The organism is Pseudomonas sp. GW456-E7, from assembly GCF_059424105.1.
This window is the reverse complement of the sequence record NZ_JBWKZB010000008.1, coordinates 87264-109097: the sequence shown is the minus strand read 5'-3', so window position 1 is coordinate 109097 and position 21834 is coordinate 87264. Positions and strand designations below refer to the sequence as shown.

Sequence of the window (21834 nt, the reverse complement as noted above, 5' to 3'; positions counted from 1 at the left end):
TACTCAGCTCATCCAATGCGTGCTTTAACTTTCTGCTGCCTCTCCCGGCGGCTTTTTTTTTGCCTGAAATGGCGCTTACAGACACTCCTGCGCCGCACGCTCGAAACTGGACGGCACGAAGGTCGACGCCAGCAGCTTGCGCTCGTACAGGAACACCTTGCCGCCGTTCGAGGCCTTGTAGGTTTCAAGCACGTTGTCCGCCGCCACTTTGCTCGACACGACGATCCGGTAGCTGCGCTGGGTCTGCGACACCGTGGGCGCCAGTGCATCGTGCTGCAATTTCGGCACCACGCAATGGGTGTACGCCTCGGGCGACTTGCTGGTCTGCAAGGTCAGCGTCGGATTGTTCGGCGTGGCACAACCGGCCAGCAACAGCGAGGCGAAGGCCAGGGTCGGGGCAAAAAAAGTGCGCATGAATCAGGTCCTGAAATGCAATCTATGGTGAGTTGGCTGGTTAATGGGTTGCTGCGGTCAATCCGGCGGATACCAGCGCCTTCAACGACGCATCGAATTGCTTCAATGCAGTCAGTTGCAGGTCGCGTTGCTGTTCGATTTGCGCGGCAATCTCGGGCGCGGCCTTGTCATGCACCCACACCGACGGCAGCTGTTTTTCCACCGCGCCTTCGGCCTTGCCGATGTATTGCAGGCTGGCGTCGTAGAACCGCGCGGCGAAACGCGCCTCGACCCGGTCGTTACGCTGGGTCAGCAACTGGTTGTGGGTGTCGAGCATCACCACCACATCGGGATGGGCCTGCACCAGGGCATCGAGGTTGTCGTAGACCGTCACCGACAGAAAGCTCTTGTGCAACGAACTCAGCAGCCAGTCGATGGCCAGTTGCGGATCGGAGCTGTCGACGAAGGCCTGACGAATTCGCGCATCCAGTGCGTTCTTCGCGCCATGAACGGCCACCGAGTGGTATTGCTCAAGGTATTGCAGGTTTTCCACGGTGTTTTCGCTGTAGAGCACCCCGACCGTCTGCCCGTATTGCAAGCCGCCCTGGCTACCGGTGATGGGCGGCAGGTGGCAGGCGCGTGCGTCCTCGGCAAAGGCCGATGCGGTCGACGCAACACTGCCCAGCAACAGGGCAATCACAGCCAGTCGGGTCAAGATTTTCATCGCGCAGGTTCCTTGAGCAGCGTGTTCAATGCCGGCAATTTTCCGCCTTTGCGCAAAAAACAGAACTTGCGATTCTTGATGGTGACTATTGACTGAACCAATAGTGCGGCGGCGCCAGCACAGGCCTCTGGCGCAAACTTACCGGTCAATGTCGAACAAGCGGCTGTGCCGGGCGCCCACTGTTGATTACAGTGGCGACGCCCTCAAAACCTGATCAAGGAGCGAAACAATGGTGACCTGCTACCTGAAATACGTGCTCGACCCCTACCAGCTCGAGGCATTCGAGCACTACGGCAAGTTGTGGATCCCCCTGGTGGAGAAGTTCGGTGGCCAGCACCACGGCTACTTTTTGCCTTCGGAGGGCGCCAACAACATCGCCCTGGCGCTGTTCACCTTTCCCAGCCTGGCGGCCTACGAACATTACCGGCAGCAATCGATGAACGATCCGGCGTGCATCGCGGCGTTCAAATACGCCGAAGACCGGAAATTCATCCTCAGCTACGAGCGTTCGTTCATGCGGCCGGTGTTTGCCTGAAAGGCTTGCTGACTCAGTCTTTTTTCAGATCCAGGCAGTAGGTGTAGTAACCGGGGTCGCGCACCCAGCCCAGGGATTCATACAGGTGCTGGGCGGTGACATTGTCGGTGGCGGTTTCCAGGGTCATGCCTTTGCCACCGGCCAGCCTTGCAAAATCCCGAGCGGTGTTCATCAGCAAGGTGCCGACGCCTTTGCCCCGGGCCGCGGGCGTGGTGAACAGATCACCGAGCAGCCAGGTGCGATGGGCGTCGATCGAGGAAAAAGTCGGGAACAGCTGGACGAAGCCGAGGTTTTCACCGTCGGCGTCCCGGGCCAGAAAAATCACCGATTCATCCCGGGCGATGCGCTCGGCGATGAAGGCGCGCGACTGCGCCAGGTTCGACGGCTGCTCGTAGAACATCCGGTAGGCGTCAAACAGAGGGGCGATCTGGTCGATATGCGATGCGTCGGCGCGCAGGGCCTGAATAGCCATGAGGGTGCTCCATTGCGGTCTCAAGGATTTACAGACTAGCAATGGTCAAGAAACAACGACGCACTTTTTTTCCTGAAAGCACCGCCGTCCACTGTGGGAGCGAGCTTGCTCGCGATAGCCGTATTTCATTCAACATTGAAGTCGACTGATACTCCGCTATCGCGAGCAAGCTCGCTCCCACATTGGATCTCCATATTGGATTGCGGATTGCGGTCAGACCCGCACGTTACGCCCTGGCAGTGAAGTGCGCTGGCTACTCTCCCAGCCCTCCACCAACCCCACCGGCACATCCGACGCCGGCAGCATCTGCACGCCACGCACCAGATCGGACGCCCGCTCGGCCAGCATGATGGTCGGCGCATTCAGATTGCCGTTCGGCTCGGTCGGGAACACCGACGAATCGATCACCCGCAGACCGGCGATACCACGCACGCGCAATTCGGAGTCGACCACCGCCATGTCGTCCTCGCCCATGCGGCACGAACCGCAGGGATGGTAGGTGCTTTCCAGGTTGTCGCGCACGAAGGCATCGAGGTCTTCATCGCTGGTCACCTGCGCGCCCGGGGCGATTTCGCCGTCGCGGAAGCGGTCCATGGCTTTCTGGCCGATGATCTCGCGGGTCAGGCGGATGCAGCGGCGGAAACCTTCGCGGTCCTCTTCCCGCTCCAGATAGTTGAAGCGAATCTCCGGATGCTCGTACGGGTCGGCCGAGCGAACCCGCACGTAACCACGGCTTTTCGGTTTGTTGGGACCGGTGAGCACCATGAAGCCATGGCCCTTGATCGGCTTGTTGCCGTCGTAGCGCATCGCTGCCGGCAGAAAGTGGAACTGGATGTCCGGCCAGCGCAGGCCTTTCTCGGAGCGAATGAAGCCACCGGCCTCGAAGTGGTTGGTGGCGCCCAGGCCGTCCTTGAACAGCAGCCAGCGCAGACCGATCATCAGCTTGCTCAGCGGGTCCATCTTGCTGTTGAGGGTCACCGGTTCCTTGCAGCCGAACTGGATGTACACCTCGGCGTGATCCTGCAGGTTCTCCCCTACCCCCGGCAGGTCATGGCGCACGCCGATCCCGGCCTTGCGCAGGACATCCGCCGGGCCGATGCCGGAGCGTTGCAGCAGGTGCGGCGAGCCGATCGGCCCGGACGAGATCAGCACTTCGCGGTTGCAAAGCACCTGGTGGGTCTGGCCGCCGTGGTCATACATGACCCCTACCGCACGTTTGCCTTCGAGGATGACCTGGCGGGTCATCGCATGGGTGATCACCGTCAGGTTCGGACGGCCCATGGCCGGACGCAGATAGGCATTGGCCGTGGAGCAGCGCACGCCGTTTTTCACGGTCATGTGCATGGCGCCGAAACCTTCCTGCATGTAGCCGTTGCAGTCTTCGGTCTTGATGTAGCCCGCCTCCGCGCCGGCTTCGACCCAGGCGCCGTACAGCGGGTTTTTCATGTGGTTGCCGTTGGTGGTGTGCAAGGGTCCGGACTGCCCGCGATAGCTGTCGCCGCCCGACTCATAGCTCTCGGCACGCTTGAAGTACGGCAGGCAGTTGCGATAGCCCCAGCCTTCGGCACCCAGGGATTCCCACTCGTCGAAATCCAGCGCATGGCCGCGGATATACACCAGGCCGTTGATCGAGGACGAACCGCCCAGCACCTTGCCCCGTGGGCAGTGAATGCGCCGGCCGTTGAGGAAAGTCTCCGGCTCGGTCTCGTAGCGCCAGTTGTACTTCTTGGTGTTCATCGGGATCGAGAAGGCACTGGGCATCTGGATCACTACGCTCTTGTCGCTGCCGCCGAATTCCAGGACCAGCACCGAGGTGGCCGGGTCTTCGCTCAGGCGGTTGGCCAACACACAACCTGCCGAGCCTGCGCCAATGATGATGTAGTCGTATTTTTGCGTGGTCATGCTTATCTCCCGACCGTCGATTCAGTGAATACCGGCAGTGGCTGCTGTTTGTGGGTCAGCGTGTCGCCGGTGGTGTATTGCGGGGAGGTTTTCTCGATCTGCTGGATCACCGCTTCTTCGCGCTTGAGGTCGATCGAACGGCTCAGCCAGTAGTAGGCCAGGCCCGAGACGATCAGCCCGACCAGCCAGGCGATGTCGATACTGCCCAGTGCCTTGGCGAGCGGGCCGACATACACCTCGCGCTGTTCAACGCCGTCGAAGATGTAGAAGAACGGGATCATCGAGATAAAACCGATGGCATAGGCGGCGATGCCGCGCAGTCCCCAGCTGCCATAGATGTTGCCGTGGGGCATGAAGAAGTGCGGGATGGCGTAGCGGCCCTTGCGCACGAAGAAGTAATCGGTGAGGTTGACCGAGGTCCAGGGCACCAGGAAGTACAGCATCACCACCAGGTAAATCCCCAGCACCGACAGGCCTTTGCCCGAACTCTGGATGCTCAGGGCCACGCCCAGTTGCAGCAGGATCACGAAGCCGATGGCCAGGATGCGTGCCTTGCGGGTGGGTTCGATGTGCTTGATCGAATCGACGCAGGTCAGCGTGGTCAGCTTGGCGCTGTAGATGTTCATCGCGATCACCGGCAGGAACGCCAGGATGGTGACCACCACCACCGCCGTGCCCATCAGTGGCGACACGGTGTTGCCGACTTGCCCCAGGGCCACCAGCACGTCAGTGGTATGCAGGTGATCGGCCAGCCAGCCACCCACGGAAATCATCCATGCACCGGACAGCGAAGCCCCGAGGAACACCACCGCGATCAGCTTGCCGCTGGAAGTGTTTTTCGGCAGGTAGCGCGAGTAGTCGGACACATAAGGCGCGTAGGCGATGTTGTAGCTGGCGGCCGCTGCAAACTGCGCGATGAAACCGGTCCAGTTGAAACCCAGTGGCTCCCGGGCCACTTCGCCTTCCGCGAGTGCCGGCAGCACCGCATCCGGCACCCAGCCCATCAGCACCGCCACGGTCACCAGGCCATACAGCGGCAACGACAGGAACAACGCCCATTTGAAGCTGCGGTGCATCCAGTCATGGCCGAGAATCGCCAGCACCGCCGCCGGAATGGTCACCGCCACCGCGATCACCGCCGGGCTGAAACCGAACAGCGTGTGCAACCCCTGCATCATCAGCACCAGGTTGACGATGTTGAAACCGGCGAACACGAACAGCGTCGCCAGCAGCACCAGGATCACCCCGCGATAACCGAACTGCGCGCGGGACTGGATCATCTGCGGCAGGCCCAGGTGCGGGCCTTGCGAACCGTGAAACGCCATGAACAGCGTGCCGAACATGATGCCCAGCGTGCCGGCCAGGGTGGTCCAGAGCGCGGTCAGGCCGACGCTCGGGCCGACGAAGCCGATGGTCATGGTGAAGAAGGTGAAGTTGCCGAGGAACCAGAACGGGCCCTGGCTCGACAGTTTGTCGGTGCGCTCGTTCTCGGGGATGAAATCGATCGAATGGCTTTCGACGACGGGTTTGTCATCGAGGCTGGACACGCTCGGGGCTGACTTGGCGTTAGTGTTCATGATGGTCTCTTATTGTTGGAAGATCATGACGAGATAACCGCGTTCTTTCGGGTGAACGACTCCCGGGGCGCGTCCTTGCCGTTCCCGAATTTCAAAGGTGCAATTGCTTTCGACTTTGGCGCAAAACCTGTGGGAGCGAGCTTGCTCGCGATGGGGGCGTGACCTGCAACATTGATGTTGGCTGACAGTCCGCTATCGCGAGCAAGCTCGCTCCCACAGGGATTGCATTATTCCTTGTCTTAACTGATCAGCATCAGCCTGGCAGCGTGATCCAGACTGCCTTGGTTTCGAGCAGGTAATCGAGCTGCTCGGCGCCCAGGTCCTTGCCGAACCCGGACTGTTTGTAGCCACCGAACGGCATCGACGGATCGAGGGTGCCGTGGGCGTTGACGTAGACCGAACCGGCCTTGAGGCGCGGGATCAGGCTGTGCACCTTGCCAAGGTCGTTGGAATACAGTGCGGCAGCCAGGCCGTAAGGCGAGTCGTTGGCCAGGGCCAGGGCCTCTTCTTCATCGTCGAAGGGTGCGGTGACCAGCACCGGTCCGAAGATCTCTTCCTGGACAATGCGCATGTCGTTGCGGCAATGGGCGAAGATGGTCGGCTCGACGAAGAAGCCTGGGCCATCGACCGCTTGTCCGCCGTAGACCAGTTCGGCGCCTTCGGCCTTGCCGGTCTCGATGTACTCGGTCACGCGCTGCTTTTGCAGGGCCGATACCAGTGGGCCGATGAAGCAGTCCGGGTCCAGGCCCGGGGCCATTTTCAGGGTGCGCGTGTAGGCAATCAGCTCGCGCAGGAATTGGTCGTAGACGCTGCTATGAATATAGGCCCGTGTACCGGCGTCGCATACCTGCCCGGAGTTGAAAAACACGCCGTTGGCAACCGCTTGGGCGGCGGCCGGGATGTCGGCGTCGGCGCAGACGATGACCGGTGATTTGCCACCGAGTTCGAGGGTCAGGCGCTTCATGTCATCCAGCGCTGCGCGGCCGACAGTCTGGCCGACCGGGGTCGAGCCGGTGAAGGTCAGTTTGTCGATGCCGGGGTGGGTGGCCATGGCCGCACCGACCACACTGCCGCGCCCGGTGACGATGTTGATCACGCCGTCGGGGATGCCCGCTTCCTGCACCAGTTCAGCGAAACGCAGGGCCGACAACGAGGTCAGTTCGGCGGGTTTGACTACCACTGTGCAACCGGTCGCCAGGGCCGCGCCGAGCTTCCAGGCCATGGTCTGCAACGGGAAGTTCCACGGCACGATGGCACCGACCACGCCGACCGCTTCCTTGCGGGTATAGGCCAGGTAGTTGCCCGGCAACGAAGGTTCGACGGTACGGCCGTGCAGCTTGGTGGCCCAGCCGGCGAAGTAACGCAGGGTATCGACGGTGCCCTGGATGTCCACGTCCTTGGCAAAGGCCACGGATTTGCCCATGTCGATCGATTCGATTTCCGCCAGTTCGGCAGCGTTCTGTTCGATCAGGTCGGCCAGGCGCTGCATCATGCGCTCGCGCTCGGCCGGTTTGGCCTGGCGCCAGGCGCCGCCGTCGAACTGGGCGCGGGCGGCTTGCACGGCGCGGTCCAGGTCAGCGGTGGTGCCCATGGGAATGCGGGTGATCAGGCCTTCGGTCGAGGGTTCGATCACATCGGAGGTCTGGCCGTCGCTGGCTTCGACCCAGGCGCCGCCGATGAACATTTTCTGGACCTTGCTGAGGAAGGTCTGGGTGGCTTCGCTGACGCCGAATTTCTGCAGGTAACTCTTGACGATCGTGTCCATTTTTATTCTCTCTGCCCGGCAGTCAGGTCCTGCCGGGTTTTGTGGTTTCGATATCAGGCTGGAGTGGTTTCGCTCTCGGCGGCCGCACGCACCTTGCCGCGCTCGTGGAAGATGAAACCGATGCTGTTGAGCAGCAGTTGCGCGGCGAGGATCGAGGTCATGCCGGTCGGGTCGTACACTGGCGCCACTTCCACCAGGTCCATGCCGACGATGTTGCCCTTGCTGCGCTTGGCCAGGGCCTGGATGATTTCCAGCACTTCGTAGTAGAGGAAGCCGCCGTGGCTCGGGGTGCCGGTGCCGGGGGCGATGGACGGATCGAAACCGTCGATGTCGATGGTGATGTAGTAGTTGATGTTCTGCGGGATCAGCGCCAGCACACCCTCGACACCGAGGCGGCGCACGTCGCGTACCGAGAGGATTTTCGAGCCGGCTTCATGGGCCGCTTCGTAGTCGTCACGGTTGGACGACGACACGTTGCGAATACCCATCTGGGTCATGCCGACGATGTGGTTCATTTCCGAAGCGCGGCGCAGCGGATTGCCGTGGCCGTAGCGCACACCGTGGCGCTCGTCGACGAAATCCAGGTGCGCATCGAAGTGGATGATGTGGATCGGGCCGCGGCCTTCGAAGGCCTTGATCACCGGCGCGTGCACCGAGTGGTCGCCGCCGAGCACCACCGGCATCACGCCAGCATCGAGGATCTTGCGCACGGCGTATTCAGTGTTCTTGTTGCTGGTGGCCATGTCGGTGTGGACGATGTCGGCATCACCGACGTCGACCATGCGCACGTCCGATGCGGTGAGGTACATCACGTCATCTTCGTGATCGTAGGCACCGGCGTGGCCGAAGGAAAACAGCGTCGATGCTTCACGAATCCCGCGGGGTCCGAAGCGTGCACCGGAGCGCCACTGGGTGCCCATGTCGTTGGGCACGCCGAGCACCGCGACGTCGGCATCCAGCGCGTCCCAATCGGTGCACACCGGGGATTTGCCAAAGGTGCAATGACCCACGAATGGCAGGTTCAGGCGACCGGATTCATAACCGTTGTTCGACATTTCTAGCCTCTCCACTTCTTGTTATCGGCCTGGCGGACTGCAAGGCGACCGCCGTTGGAGAGACTATGGGCGCAGGTTTTCGTGGAAAAAATGCTAAACATCAGATACTCATATCGGCATTCCCGATGCGTCCACAGGCGGAGGTCCAAGATGATCCAGCTGCACGATGTCGACCTGAAACTGCTCAGGGTGTTTGCCACGATTGTCCGTTGCGGCGGCTTCTCGGCCGCGCAGGCGGCGCTGAATGCCGGGCAGTCGACCATCAGCGAGCAGATGACCCACCTGGAAACCCGCCTGGGGGTCAAACTCTGCCAGCGCGGGCGCAGCGGCTTTCGCCTGACCGAACAGGGCGTGGCGATTCATGAAGCCACCCAGCGCCTGCTGTCGGCGGTGGAAAACTTCTGCATGGACGCCGACGTGCTCAAGCAGCACATCAGCGGCAAGCTCAACCTGGGGATCATCGATACCACGATCACCGACCCCGACTCGCCGATCCCGCGCACCACCCAGCGCTTCGTCTCACGGGGCCACGACGTGCACCTGAACGTGTACGTCGGTACCCCGGCGGAACTCGAAGAACGGGTGCTCGACGGTCGACTCCATCTCGCCATCGGGCACTTCCCGATCCATGTGCCGGGGCTGCTGCAATCGCCGCTGTACCAGGAAGCCCTGGGCTTGTATTGCGGGCGGCGCCACCCGCTGTTTGGCAGCCAGGCTGAAGGTGAGGAATTGCTCGAAGAAGTCGCTGCCGGGCGCATCGTCGTGCGCGGCTACATGCAGCAATACGACCTCGAGCACCTGGGCGTGAGCAAGGCGGCCGCCACCGTCGATAACATCGAGGCTTCGGCCATCCTGATCATCTCCGGCGCCTATGTCGGCTTCCTGCCCGAGCACTTCGCCAGCCAGTGGGTCAAGAGCGGCGAGATGCATCAACTGGCAGCCGCGAGCCTGCGCCTGAAGTCACCCTTCGATGTGATCACCCGGCGCGGTACGGCACCGCCGCCGATCCTCCAGGCGTTCCTCGAGGACCTGGCCGCCAGCGCCCGTAAAACCGCCAAGCCGTGACATGACACTCGCCAAATTGAAAATTTGCCGGGCATACTGATTTCAGTTCGACAACCTTGCAGGCCCGTCATGCGCATCCACGTCACCTTCATCGACCGCGTCGGAATCACCCAGGAAGTGCTGGCCTTGCTCGGTGGACGCAGTTTCAACCTGGACGCCGTGGAGATGGTCCCGCCGAACGTCTACATCGATGCGCCGACCCTCGGCACCGAGGTGCTCGAAGAGCTGCGCGAAGCCCTGTTTGATGTGCGCGGCGTGCAGGCCGTGACCCTGGTCGACATCCTTCCGGGGCAACGCCGACGCCTGCAACTGGACGCCTTGCTGGCCGCCAGTTCCGACCCGGTGCTGGCGGTGGATGACCGTGGTCATGTGCTGCTGGCCAACCCGGCGCTGATCGCCCTGTGCGGCCGCGAACCGGCCGGTGAGTCGCTGACCGCCCTGTTCGACGATGCCGACTTGCAACGCACCCTGATCGCCCATCATTTCCGCCTGCCGATGCACGAGGTCAGCCTCGGCGGCCAGACCTTGCTCCTCGACGCGATGCCGATCACCGACGCCGGCGCCCTGCTCACCCTGTATCAACCCAATCGCATCGGCGAACGCCTGTCGGCGTTGCACCACGACCATGCCGAAGGCTTCGATGCACTGCTCGGCGAATCGCCGCCGATCCGCGCGCTGAAGGCCCGCGCGCAACGGGTCGCAGCATTGGATGCGCCACTGTTGATCCAGGGTGAAACCGGCACCGGCAAGGAGCTGGTGGCCCGTGCCTGCCATGCCATCAGCCCACGGCACGACGCGCCATTCCTGGCCCTGAACTGCGCGGCACTGCCCGAGAGCCTCGCTGAAAGCGAGCTGTTCGGCTACGCCCCCGGCGCCTTCACCGGCGCGCAACGGGGCGGCAAGCTCGGCCTGCTGGAACTGGCGGACCAGGGCACGGTGTTTCTCGATGAAGTGGGGGAAATGTCGCCCTATCTGCAAGCCAAGTTGCTGCGTTTTCTCAGCGATGGTTGCTTCCGTCGGGTCGGTGGCGACAAGGAGGTACGGGTCAATGTGCGGGTGCTCAGCGCGACCCACCGCGACCTGGAAAAAATGGTCGCTGAAGGACGTTTCCGCGAAGACCTGTTCTACCGCCTCAACGTGCTCAACCTGCAAGTGCCGCCGCTGCGCGAGCGCGGTCACGACATCCTGCTGATGGCCAATCACTTCATGCAACAGGCCTGCGCGCAGATCCAGCGACCGGCCTGTCGCTTGGCGCCGAGCACCTTCAGTGCCCTGCTCGGCAACCGCTGGCCGGGCAACGTGCGACAACTGCAAAACGTGATCTTTCGCGCGGCGGCGATTTGCGAGAATCCGTTGGTGGACATCGACGACCTCGACATCGCCCGCACCGCCGTCGAGCGGCAAAACGACGGTGAAGTGGGCAGCCTGGAAGAGGCTGTTGGCGACTTTGAGAAGAACCTGCTGGAACAGCTTTATCGCAGCTATCCGTCCAGTCGGTTGTTGGCGGCGCGGTTGCAGACGTCCCATAGCGCCATCGCGATTCGCCTGCGCAAGTACGGAATTCCCAACAAGCCCTGAGTTATCTGTCAGAACACATTGTCACCGACAACACATTCCCCTGTGGGAGCGAGCTTGCTCGCGATGAGGGAGTGCCAGTCAATATCAATGTGACTGTCATGCCGCTATCGCGAGCAAGCTCGCTCCCACAGGGGACTAAGTCGTGCGCAAGATCGTCGTTCGCAAATCGATACAGCGTAGCGAAATCAAGACAAAACCTTTCCCACCCGCAATGACGGCGTCTGCGCCCACTGCCCTGTTTGCCTGTATTGATTTCAATACGGACGAAATCTCTCACGCTTAATAAAATCACATCAAGCCATTGATTTAAAACAACTAATAAACCTTGGCACCGCCCTTGCTATCACTCCTCCAACCCCGCTCGTCGCCCCGCCACGAGCCTTAAAACAATAAGGAGTTGATATGAGCCAATTGCGTTTTACCGTCGATCACGAATGGTTGCGCCTTGAGAGCAATGGCCTGGTCACCGTCGGCATCACGGCGTTTGCCCAGCAGGCGCTGGGGGATGTGGTGTTCGTTCAGGTGCCTGAATTGGGCGCCTTCGGTGCCGGCGCTGAAGTGTCGGTGCTGGAGTCGGTGAAAGCGGCCAGCAGCATCGGCATGCCGCTGGACGGTGAGGTGGTCGAGGTCAACGACACGCTGGAGAGCAGCCCGGAACTGGTCAACGAAGACCCGTTGGGCGAAGGCTGGTTCTTTCGCTTCAAACCGGTCGATGTCGAGGCGTTGAGCGACTTGCTGGATCAAGACGCCTATGCACGCCTGACCGCCGAACACGCCGACGCTTGAAGCCCCCACGAATCCGCAAAAAGGACCACACCATGTTCAGCAAACACGACCAGATCAAAGGCTACGACGACGAACTGCTGGCGGCGATGAACGCCGAGGATGCGCGGCAGGAACACCATATCGAATTGATCGCCTCGGAAAACTACACCAGCCAGCGGGTGATGCAGGCCCAGGGCAGCGGCCTGACCAACAAGTACGCCGAAGGGTATCCGGGCAAGCGCTACTACGGTGGCTGTGAGCACGTCGATGTGGTCGAGCAACTGGCCATCGACCGCGCCAGACAACTGTTCGGCGCCGACTACGCCAACGTCCAGCCGCACTCCGGCAGCCAGGCCAACGCCGCGGTGTATCTGGCGTTGCTGCAAGCGGGCGACACCGTGCTCGGCATGAGCCTGGCCCACGGCGGCCACTTGACCCACGGCGCCAAGGTGAGCTTTTCCGGCAAGCTGTACAACGCCGTGCAGTACGGCATCGACACCACCACCGGCCTGATCGATTACGACGAAGTCGAGCGCCTGGCGATCGAGCACCAGCCGAAGATGATCATCGCCGGCTTCTCGGCCTATTCGAAGACCCTGGACTTCCCGCGCTTCCGTCAGATTGCGGACAAGGTCGGCGCCTACTTCTTCGTCGACATGGCCCACGTCGCCGGGCTGGTGGCGACCGGTCTGTACCCCAATCCCCTGCCCTACGCCGACGTGGTCACCACCACCACGCACAAGACCCTGCGCGGCCCCCGTGGCGGCCTGATTCTGGCCAAGGCCAACCCGGAGCTGGAGAAGAAGCTCAACGCCGCCGTGTTCCCCGGCGGCCAGGGTGGCCCGCTGATGCACGTGATCGCGGCCAAGGCCGTGTGCTTCAAGGAAGCGCTGGAGCCGGCATTCAAGACTTATCAGGCGCAGGTGATCCGCAACGCCCAGGCCATGGCACAGGTGTTTATCGAGCGCGGTTATGACGTGGTCTCCGGCGGTACCGACAACCACCTGTTCCTGGTCAGCCTGATCCGCCAGGGCCTGACCGGCAAGGACGCCGACGCCGCCCTCGGGCGTGCCGGCATCACCGTGAACAAGAACGCCGTGCCCAACGATCCGCAATCGCCGTTCGTGACCTCCGGCCTGCGCATCGGTACGCCGGCGATCACCAGCCGTGGCTTCAAGGAAGCGCAAAGCATCGCCCTGGCCGGGTGGATCTGCGACATCCTCGATCACCTGGGCGATGCCGACATCGAAGCCAATGTCGCCCGCCAGGCGGCCGCCCTGTGCGCGGACTTCCCGGTCTACCGCGACTAAGCACACAACACAAAACCCTGTGGGAAAAACCTGTGGGAGCGAGCTTGCTCGCGATGGCGGACTTTCATTCAACATCAATGCTGAATGTAATGGCCTCATCGCGAGCAAGCTCGCTCCCACAGGGTCTCCCACAGGTTCTGTACCCTGTTGCACAAGGAAAGCACCATGAACGCCATTGTCGAATCGACCGGCAACAGCCCGGCCAAGGTGGAGGTCGGCACCAAACTGCGTGGCGCGGAAAAGGTCGCGCGGATTCCGGTGAAGATCATTCCCACGGATGAATTTCCGCGCAAACCCGACTGGATCCGCGTGCGCATGCCGATCTCTCCCGAGGTCGAGCGGATCAAGCAACTGCTGCGCAAGCACAAGCTGCACAGTGTCTGCGAAGAAGCCTCGTGCCCGAACCTCGGCGAGTGTTTTTCCGGTGGCACCGCGACCTTCATGATCATGGGCGACATCTGCACCCGGCGCTGCCCGTTCTGCGATGTCGGCCATGGCCGGCCCAGGCCGCTGGACGTCAACGAGCCGATGAACCTGGCCGTGGCCATCGCCGAACTGCGCCTGAAGTACGTGGTGATCACCTCGGTGGATCGCGACGATTTGCGCGACGGCGGCGCCCAGCACTTTGTCGATTGCCTGCGCGAGATCCGCAAGCTGTCCCCCGGCGTGCAACTGGAAACCCTGGTGCCGGATTATCGCGGACGCATGGACGTGGCCCTGGCGATCACCGCCACTGAGCCGCCGGATGTGTTCAACCACAACCTGGAAACCGTACCGCGCCTGTACAAGGCCGCGCGACCGGGTTCGGACTTCGAGTGGTCGCTGGACCTGCTGCAGAAATTCAAGCTCGCCGTGCCCCACGTACCGACCAAATCCGGCCTGATGCTGGGCCTGGGCGAAACCGACGAGGAAGTCATCGAAGTCATGCAGCGCATGCGCGAGCACGACATCGACATGCTGACCCTCGGCCAGTATCTGCAACCCTCGCGCAGTCACCTGCCGGTGCAGCGCTTCGTGCACCCGGACACCTTTGCCTGGTTCGCCGAGGAAGGCACGCGCATGGGCTTCAAGAACGTGGCGTCCGGGCCGCTGGTGCGTTCGTCCTATCACGCCGATCAACAACTTCATGGAGGTGCCGGCGGTTTCCAGCCATGATGGAGTGACTGGTCATGCATGGAGCCGTCCCGATGTCGCGTTCACCCTGTCTGTTGTTGCTGTGCCTGAGCCTTGCCCTGACGTGCATGGCCGACGACTCGAAACCCGGGCACATGCTGTATGTGCGCAGCGTCGACCCGGGCATCGTGCAGGACATCCGCTACGCCAGCGCACACAATTTCACCGGGCACCCGCTCGACGGCTACCAGGCGGCGGAATGCCTGCTGTCGCAGGACGCGGCGAAGGCATTGGCCCGAGTGCAAAGCGCACTGAAAGCCGAAGGCTACGGCTTGAAGGTATTCGACTGCTATCGCCCGACCCGCGCAGTGGCGGACATGGGCCGCTTCGCCAGCGAACCCGGCGACCCGCTCAAGACCGAGTTCTATCCGCGGGTCGACAAGCAGGACTTCTGGCGCCTGGGGTATGTGGCCCGGGTGTCCAATCACTCCCGGGGCAACACCGTCGACCTGACGATGACCGGCCCCGACGCCCTGCCCGCCGACACCTGGACGCCTTCGGTGAAACCGGTGGATTGCACGGCGCCTTACGGCGAGCGCTGGCACGACGGCGCGCTCGACATGGGCACCGGTTTCGATTGCTTCGATGAGCGCGCGCACACCGACTCGGCGCTGATCAACGCCACGGCCAGGGCCAATCGCCAGCGACTGACCGATGCCATGGCCAAGGAAGGCTTTGTGGGTTATTCGGCCGAGTGGTGGCACTTCACGTACAGCGGCAATCCACCGAAGCCGGACGTCATGGACTTCCCCATCACGCCGTTGACGCCATGAACATTCTGCTCAAGGCCCTGTTGATGGCGTTTTTTCCGCTGGCCGCCATGGCCCAGGGACTCGACGGCAGCGACCAACTGATAGTGGTCACCAGTAAAGGCTGGAATGACATCCAGGGTACTGCCCAGCGCTATGAACGGCACGGGCAGACCTTGCGCAAATTCGAAGCGCCCTTTGCCGTCGTTCTCGGCAAGAACGGCATGGGCTGGGGCAAGGGGCTGCTCGACAGCGGGCCACCTGGAGGACCGGTCAAGCAGGAAGGCGACGGCAAGGCGCCAGCTGGCATGTTCAAGCTGGGCACGGCGTTTGGCTACGCGCCTTCGGCCGAAACCCGCCTGCCCTATCTGTCGCTGACACCGAGCATCGAATGCGTGGATGACAGCCAATCGACTCGCTACAACGAACTGGTCGACGGCGCGGTCGTCGAAAAAGACTGGAGCAGCTCCGAACGGATGCGCCGCGCGGATGAGTTGTACCGCCAGGGCATTTTCATCCAGCACAACACCCCGGCCTCTCCCGCTGCCGGCTCGTGCATTTTCTTCCACATCTGGCGCGGCCCCACGGCACCGACCCGTGGCTGTACGGCCATGGACCCGGCAGATATTGCGCGGCTGTTGGATTGGCTGGACCCTGGCAAATCCCCGGTGCTGGTGCAACTGCCGCAAGCGCAGTACGAGCAGTTGCGTGAGCGCTGGAAACTCCCCGAACGCCAGTAAACGCCGGACCCTGTGGCGAGGGGGCTTGCTCCCGCTGGGGCGCGAAGCGGCCCTAAAAGATGGGACTGCTACGCAGTCCAGCGGGAGCAAGCTCCCTCGCCACAGGTACTCGCCGCTCTTCCGATATTAACCCCGCTCAACCACCACAGCACCCATCGACGGCTTGGCCAGCGCGTAATAGATCACACCCGGCACCAACAACCCGACAATCCACGAAATGTCCACGCCGCCCAGTTGCGCAACCATCGGCCCGGAGTAGAAATGGGTGTCGACAAAGGGCAACTGGATCAATACGCCGATCACATAGACGCTGATCCCCAGCACGTTCCAGCGACCGTAGCGGCCTGTCGGGTCGGACAGCGCCGGGATGTCGTAGCGTTCCTTGTTGATGAAGTAGTAGTCCACCAGGTTGATCGCGCTCCACGGGGTGAAAAACGTCAGCAAAAACAGGATGAAGTACTTGAACGAGTTGAGGAACGAGTACTGCCCGGCCAATGCCAGCGCGGTGGACGCCGCGACGATCAGCAGCACAAACAGCATGCGCTGACGGGCGCTGATTTCCAGGCGGCGGCGAAAGCCACTGATGATGGTGGCGATGCACATGAAGCTGCCGTAGGCGTTGAGGGTGGACACCGTGACCTTGCCGAACACAATGCTCAGGTACAACAAGGAGGCGATCACCCCGGTGCTGCCCAGACCGACAATGGTCGCCACTTCGTGCCCACGGAAATTCGCCCCGGCCAGTGCGGCGGCGAACACCCCGAGCACCATCGAAGCCTGGGCCCCCAGCACCGTGCCAAGACCGACAGCGGCGAAGGTTTTCCACGACGACGTCTTGCTCGGCAGGTAGCGCGAGTAGTCCGCCACATAAGGGCCGAAAGCGATCTGCCAGGACGCCGAGAGCGACACCGCCAGCAGGAAGGTGCTCCAGCTGAAATGACGGTTGTCGAGCAGCAGGCCGATGTCGTTGAGGGTCATCAACCGGGTGAACAGGTAGGCGAAGGCGATGATGCCCAGCACGCTGGTCACCCGACCGACCAGGTGAATCACCCGATAGCCAAAGATCGTCAGGAACGCGATGCACGCCGCGAAAATCAGGATGCCGGCGCTGTCGCTGACACTGATCAATTGCGCAATCGCCTGCCCCGACAGCACCGCGCCGGTGGCGCTGAAACCGAGGTACATCAGGCACACCAAGACAATCGGGATCGCCGCGCCATACACCCCGAACTGCACGCGGCTGGAGATCATCTGCGGCAGCCCGAGCTTCGGCCCTTGCGCCGCGTGCAGCGCCACCACGGCGCCGCCGAGCACTTGCCCGATCAGCAAGCCGATCAGCGACCAGAACACATCGCCGCCCAGCACCACGGCGAGGGCGCCGGTGACGATGGCGGTGATTTGCAGGTTGGCGCCAAGCCACAGGGTGAACTGGCTGTAGAGGCTGCCGTGACGCTCAGCCTCGGGAATGAAATCGATCGAGCGGGTCTCGATCAGGGGACTGCGTTGCGCACTCATGACGGTGTTTCCTTTGAGGAACTGTTTTTGTTGTCGGGGGTGTACTTAAAAGGTCTTGGTGGCGCTGGCAACGACCGTGGCCGAACACAGGTCGTCATAGCCATACCAACTGCTGCACTCGCTTTTCGACAAGTCCGTGTCGACGTAGCTCAGGCCCCAGGTCACGCCGACGAAGTCGCGTGTCAGCTTGGCCTCCCACTCGTAGTAAGACTCGCGGTTATCGCCACTGGCGGACCAGAACGCGGGGTCTTTCACATCGTTGCGTCCAAAGCGCAGGTCCAGGCCGACTTCAGCCGGCAGATCGATTTTGTAGCTCAGGTAGGTGTAAAGGGTGTCCTGGTCCTCGCCGAAAAAGTTCGGTGTGTCCTTTGAGTAATAGGCACCGAGCTTGACGCCATACACATCGACAATGGCGTAGACCTCGCTGAGGTTGAATTCGGAGTTTTTCGGGTAGTCGTATTTGATGTAGCCCAGGTCCAGGCTGATGGCCTCGGTCGCCTGCCAGAAGTAACCCGCGTAGTACTCAAGCTCCTGCCGGGTATCGAAGTCGCCACCGAAATCCACGTTGGAGGTCCAGGCGCCGATGTACAGGCCACTGCTGTGCAGCAACGTTGCCCCGCCCTGCACGGCCGGATCCCCCAGGGTTTGCGAGATGCCACGGGTACGGTAGTCGCTGACCACGCCCAGGGTCATGTCAAGGCTGAAGTCATCGTTGAGGGCCAGGGCGTGGCTGCTCAGGGGGGCCAATGCCAGTGCGGCGAGGGTTAATGCTGAAAGTGCGTTCATACAGTTCTCTTGTTGTTATGGCGTACGGGAAATTTCAGGCATGGCGATGCCAGGCCCCTCGCGCTGCGAGGGGCTGGCGGTTTTTGCGTGTGTCGGGTGTTCGCAGGTCAGGACGCGGGGGCGTAGACCTGCTTGCCGGCGAAGAAGGTGTTCAGGACTTTGGTTTCGAACAGGTCGTCATCGCTGACCTTGAACACGTCGCGGTCGAGAATGATCAGGTCAGCCTGCTTGCCCGGTGCCAGCGAGCCGATCTGCTTGTCCAGGCCCAGGGTTTTCGCGGCATTGAGGGTGTAGGCATAGAACATGGTCTGGCGGTCGATGCTTTCCTTGGCATTGAGTACGCCCAACGGTCCCTTGCGCGTGCTGGCCTGGGCAATGGCGTTGAACGGATTGGCGCTCGACACCGGCCAGTCGCTGCCACCGGCAATCGTTGCGCCAGCGTCATGCAGGGACCGCGCGGGATACTGGTAACCGTAGGCAAAGGCACTGATGTAGGGTTTGACCAGTTCGACGGTGTAGGACTCGCCGGTGGCCCACAACAGTTGCATCGAGGCGATCACGCCGAGCTGCTTGAAGCGTGGAAACTCCTTGGGATTGACCAGTTGCAGGTGCGCGACGCTGTGCGGTACCGGCTTCGGGCTCAGCTTGCGCGCATAGGCCACACCATTGAGTGCTTCTCGCACCGCGCGGTCGCCGACGGCGTGCATGTGCACGATCCAGCCACGTTTTTCCGCCGCCACCACCAGTTCACCGAAGTGCGCCGGGTCGGTCAGCAGTTGTCCGTCCTTGTGGCTGTTCTTGTACGGCACGATGACCGCAGCGGTTTGCCCCGGGAACTCGAGGATGCCGTCGACAAAGACCTTGATGCCGGGGAACGTCAGGTTAGGCACGCCTTCGAACTGCTTCATCACCGTGGCGATCACTTCCAGGTCGGCGGGTTTGCTCTTCGGGTTGGTGACCATCAACGCGGCAACGTGGGCGCTGAGTTCGCCGTTCTGCGCCAACGCCTTGTACAGCGGCAGGACGCCGACGGTTTCTGCGGTGGCGTGGAAATCGAACAGTGAGTCTTCACTGCCGCCGTTCGCCGCAGCGTCCATCCACGCAGTGATGCCGAACTGGTTGTTGACCCGCACCGCCTCTTTCGCGGCCTTGAGCATGGTCTCCTGGCTGGGCGCGGGAATTGCGCTGCGCACCACGTCCCAACGGGATTCGGCAAAGTAGCCGTTCGGCGTGAAGTCCGCTTCATGGCCGACGTAACCGCGCTCTTTCTCCGGCAGGCTCTTGACCAGTGCCGCGTCGATGTTCAGACGCTTGAGCATCGCGTTGTTGGCCCAACCGGTGTGGCCGTCGATGCCGCTGAAGACGACGGGCTGATCGGCCCAGCGCCCCTGATTGAACACCTTGCCCAGCTCACGGCTTTTTTCCCAATAGGCCGAACTGACCCCGGCAACGCTGATCACATCACCAGCCCGGGCACGCCCGGCCTTGTCCTCTTCAATCAACCACTGCTCAAGTTCCGGCAGCGGTTTGACTTCGTCCAGCAGGTTGGCCTTCATGCTGTCGAACGCCCCCACCACCGGGTGGCTATGGGTGTCGATCATGCCTGGCATCAACACCTTGCCCGCCAGGTCGATGCGCTGGGTCTTGGCATCGGCCAGGGCATTGATTTCGGCATCGCTGCCGACTTTCAGAATCTTGCCGTCTTGCACCGCAACAGCCTGCACCAGCGCCTGGCCGGGTTCAGCGGTAAAGACCTTGCCGTTGAACAACACAAGGTCAGCGGCGGCCATCGCCTGCACCGACGACAAGGCCAGTGCGGCGGCCAACAGGTTTGGAATCAATCGCATCGGAACGCTCTCTGGTTTTTATTGGGCGGATCGGGAAGTAACGGCCTGGGAAACCACGTTTGGCGCAAGCCCCAGGAACGGCGCCTTGGCCCACACGACCTTGCCGCCGACCAGCGTCAACAGCACGTCATTGCGGCCCAGCGCCTCCTCGGGTACCTGCATGAAGTTCTTGTCGAGCACGATCAGGTCAGCGAACTTGCCGACTTCGACCGAGCCCAGCACCGCCTCCAGCTTCAGCTGTTGCGCGGCATTGAGGGTGATGCTGCGCAGCACTTCGGCTCGCGACATGGCCGGATCGTTGTTGAGTCGCCCGGCATATTTGGGTCCATAGCTGTGCGGGTTGGTGGGGTCGCCGGAACGGGTGACACCGACTTTCAGCGCCAGGAACTCATCGAGGGGATCGACCGGCCAGTCGCTGCCAAACGCCACACGGCCGCCGGCATTGGCGATGCTGCCCGAGGGTTCCATGCGCTCGAAACGCTCGGCGCCGAGGTGATCGCTGGTGCCGTCGACCGTGGACGGTGCCTGCTGCGCCCACTGGAACGACATGGTGGCCGTGACGTCCAGCGCCTTGAAACGTGGGTAGTCAGCAGGGTCGACTGACTCGGCGTGCGCGATGGCCGGGCGGAAATCCTGACCGGGCAGTTCCTTGCGCACGTAGGCGACGCTGTCCAGTGCATCGCGCACCGCGCGCTCGCCGGTGGCGTGCAGGTGCGGATCGAGACCGGCCTTGACCGCTTGCAGCACCAGCGGATTGAGCACCTGCGGCGGGAAGTACAGCTCGCCCAGGTTCTTGCCCGGCGTCCACTGCGGTGCCTTGTCGGTGCCGCTGTTGTGCAGGTACGGGGTCAACATGGCGCCGGTGTCCGCCGGGGCATTGATGATGCCGTCCATGAACAGTTTGACGTGGCGCATGTTCACGCCCGGCGCGACATTCACGTCGCCCTGGTCGTAGGTGCTGGCCAGGGCCTTGGCCTCGGCGATGGTTTTCACCGGGTCGGCGGCCGCGGCGGCCGGGTCCAGCTTGATCGCCAGCAAGGCCCGGGCGGTCAGTTCGCCGGACTTTTGCAGGGTGGTGAAGGCCTTGCCGCTTTCCGGCCCCGACAGGGCATCGAAGAAGCTGGTGATGCCTTGCTGGCGCATGGCGTCGAGGGCCGCACGGGTCTGGTTGAGCTTTTCTGCGTCGGTGGCGGGTGGCACCACGGCGGCCAACGATTCGGCGGCGCCGTCCTCGCAGATGCCGTTCGGGTTGCCGGCGCTGTCACGTCGGTACTTGCCGTCTTCGGGGTCGGGGGTGTTCTTGTTGATCCCGGCCAGTTCCAGGCCGCGAGAGTTGGTCAGCACGGTGTGAAAATCGGTGGAGCGCACCTGGATCGGACGCTGGGTCTTGAGCGCGTCCAGGGTCGATTTGTCGGCGTCGCCGTCAAGCCCGGTCATGCCCATGCGATCCCAGCTGCCGACTTCCAGCCACACGTCCGGGCCCTTGTCTTTCTCGGCATCGAGGCAGGCCTGGATGCTCGCCTGAAACTGCGCGCGGGTCATGGTCTGGTATTTCAGGTCGCACAGCGTCATGGCGCGACCACCATCCCCCGGATGCATGTGCGCATCGACGAAGCCCGGCATCAGCATGCGCCCGGCCAGGTCGATCAGCTGTGTCTGCTTGCCGATGTAGCCGTCGACCCCGGCATCGCTGCCGACGTAGACGATCTTGCCGCCCGAAATGGCGATGGCCTGCTGCACGGAATTCTGGCCATCGACCGTGTAGACGTAGCCATTGCGCATGACCGTGTCGGCGGGTGTCGCCGCCAACGCCATGCCGGAAAATGTCGTGGTCGCCGCAATGGCGACAAAAAGCCTGGAAAGTCTCAAATGCCTCACCCCTG

At 62.3% G+C, this 21834-nt stretch carries 19 protein-coding genes; 8 read left to right on the top strand and 11 right to left on the bottom strand.

The genetic code is table 11. The annotated features are described in order from the left end of the window. Nucleotides 1-75 precede the first annotated feature (75 nt). Nucleotides 76-414, bottom strand: coding sequence for a hypothetical protein (locus AC07YV_RS08025; RefSeq protein WP_095966456.1), 339 nt, complete (start codon nt 412-414; stop codon nt 76-78). Nucleotides 415-454: 40 nt separating this feature from the next. After that, nucleotides 455-1117, bottom strand: a complete 663-nt coding sequence (locus tag AC07YV_RS08020) for an ATPase (RefSeq protein ID WP_102699160.1) — start codon at nt 1115-1117, stop codon at nt 455-457. Nucleotides 1118-1346: 229 nt separating this feature from the next. Between AC07YV_RS08020 and AC07YV_RS08015 the strand changes: the two genes are divergently transcribed. Continuing rightward, entirely contained in the window at nt 1347-1652 is a 306-nt protein-coding gene (locus tag AC07YV_RS08015) for an NIPSNAP family protein (RefSeq protein ID WP_102699161.1), read from the top strand. 13 nt (nt 1653-1665) lie between these two features. Here AC07YV_RS08015 and AC07YV_RS08010 read toward each other — a convergent pair whose 3' ends face one another. The 5 genes from AC07YV_RS08010 to speB form a co-directional block, all read right to left on the bottom strand. Beyond that, nucleotides 1666-2124: a GNAT family N-acetyltransferase gene (locus tag AC07YV_RS08010; RefSeq protein WP_102699162.1), complete on the bottom strand. Its 459-nt coding sequence runs from the start codon at nt 2122-2124 to the stop codon at nt 1666-1668. A gap of 213 nt (nt 2125-2337) precedes the next feature. Continuing rightward, nucleotides 2338-4026 carry a choline dehydrogenase gene (betA, locus tag AC07YV_RS08005; RefSeq protein WP_102699163.1) on the bottom strand — a complete coding sequence of 563 codons (1689 nt, stop codon included), beginning with the start codon at nt 4024-4026 and terminating at the stop codon, nt 2338-2340. 2 nt (nt 4027-4028) lie between these two features. Then, complete coding sequence (locus AC07YV_RS08000; protein WP_102699164.1) at nt 4029-5603, bottom strand: purine-cytosine permease family protein; 1575 nt, start codon at nt 5601-5603, stop codon at nt 4029-4031. A 253-nt stretch (nt 5604-5856) separates the two neighbouring features. Beyond that, entirely contained in the window at nt 5857-7368 is a 1512-nt protein-coding gene (locus AC07YV_RS07995) for an aldehyde dehydrogenase family protein (protein WP_102699165.1), read from the bottom strand. Nucleotides 7369-7421: 53 nt separating this feature from the next. Further along, the gene (gene speB / locus AC07YV_RS07990; protein ID WP_008049320.1) at nt 7422-8423 is read right to left on the bottom strand and encodes an agmatinase; all 1002 of its coding nucleotides are present in this window, start codon (nt 8421-8423) and stop codon (nt 7422-7424) included. A gap of 150 nt (nt 8424-8573) precedes the next feature. Between speB and AC07YV_RS07985 the strand changes: the two genes are divergently transcribed. The 7 genes from AC07YV_RS07985 to AC07YV_RS07955 all read left to right on the top strand — a co-directional run bounded on the left by AC07YV_RS07985 (nt 8574) and on the right by AC07YV_RS07955 (nt 15803). Further along, nucleotides 8574-9488, top strand: a complete 915-nt coding sequence (locus AC07YV_RS07985) for a LysR family transcriptional regulator (RefSeq protein ID WP_102699166.1) — start codon at nt 8574-8576, stop codon at nt 9486-9488. Between the two features lie 69 nt (nt 9489-9557). Then, nucleotides 9558-11066, top strand: coding sequence for a transcriptional regulator GcsR (gene gcsR / locus AC07YV_RS07980; RefSeq protein WP_102699167.1), 1509 nt, complete (start codon nt 9558-9560; stop codon nt 11064-11066). 402 nt (nt 11067-11468) lie between these two features. Further along, nucleotides 11469-11852: a glycine cleavage system protein GcvH gene (gene gcvH, locus AC07YV_RS07975; RefSeq protein ID WP_015094430.1), complete on the top strand. Its 384-nt coding sequence runs from the start codon at nt 11469-11471 to the stop codon at nt 11850-11852. Between the two features lie 32 nt (nt 11853-11884). After that, on the top strand, nt 11885-13141 hold the full coding sequence (glyA, locus tag AC07YV_RS07970; protein ID WP_102699168.1) for a serine hydroxymethyltransferase: 1257 nt from the start codon (nt 11885-11887) through the stop codon (nt 13139-13141). 165 nt (nt 13142-13306) lie between these two features. Continuing rightward, complete coding sequence (lipA, locus tag AC07YV_RS07965) at nt 13307-14296, top strand: lipoyl synthase (protein ID WP_102699169.1); 990 nt, start codon at nt 13307-13309, stop codon at nt 14294-14296. Nucleotides 14297-14328: 32 nt separating this feature from the next. Next, nucleotides 14329-15087 (top strand): M15 family metallopeptidase, encoded by a 759-nt coding sequence (locus AC07YV_RS07960; RefSeq protein WP_102699170.1) that lies wholly within the window; start codon nt 14329-14331, stop codon nt 15085-15087. Further along, nucleotides 15084-15803 carry a L,D-transpeptidase family protein gene (locus AC07YV_RS07955; protein WP_102699171.1) on the top strand — a complete coding sequence of 240 codons (720 nt, stop codon included), beginning with the start codon at nt 15084-15086 and terminating at the stop codon, nt 15801-15803. The genes AC07YV_RS07960 and AC07YV_RS07955 overlap by 4 nt, the downstream gene beginning before the upstream one ends. 126 nt (nt 15804-15929) lie before the next feature. Here the strand turns inward: AC07YV_RS07955 and AC07YV_RS07950 are convergent, their stop codons facing one another. From AC07YV_RS07950 to AC07YV_RS07935, 4 genes are all read right to left on the bottom strand, one after another. Further along, a complete protein-coding gene (locus tag AC07YV_RS07950) occupies nt 15930-17318 on the bottom strand; it encodes a purine-cytosine permease family protein (RefSeq protein ID WP_102699172.1) in 1389 nt (462 codons plus the stop codon). 45 nt (nt 17319-17363) lie between these two features. Then, nucleotides 17364-18104, bottom strand: a complete 741-nt coding sequence (locus AC07YV_RS07945; protein ID WP_102699173.1) for a TorF family putative porin — start codon at nt 18102-18104, stop codon at nt 17364-17366. A gap of 107 nt (nt 18105-18211) precedes the next feature. Then, a complete protein-coding gene (locus AC07YV_RS07940; protein ID WP_102699174.1) occupies nt 18212-19951 on the bottom strand; it encodes an amidohydrolase in 1740 nt (579 codons plus the stop codon). An 18-nt stretch (nt 19952-19969) separates the two neighbouring features. After that, on the bottom strand, nt 19970-21766 hold the full coding sequence (locus AC07YV_RS07935) for an amidohydrolase (protein WP_102699175.1): 1797 nt from the start codon (nt 21764-21766) through the stop codon (nt 19970-19972). Nucleotides 21767-21834 lie beyond the last annotated feature (68 nt).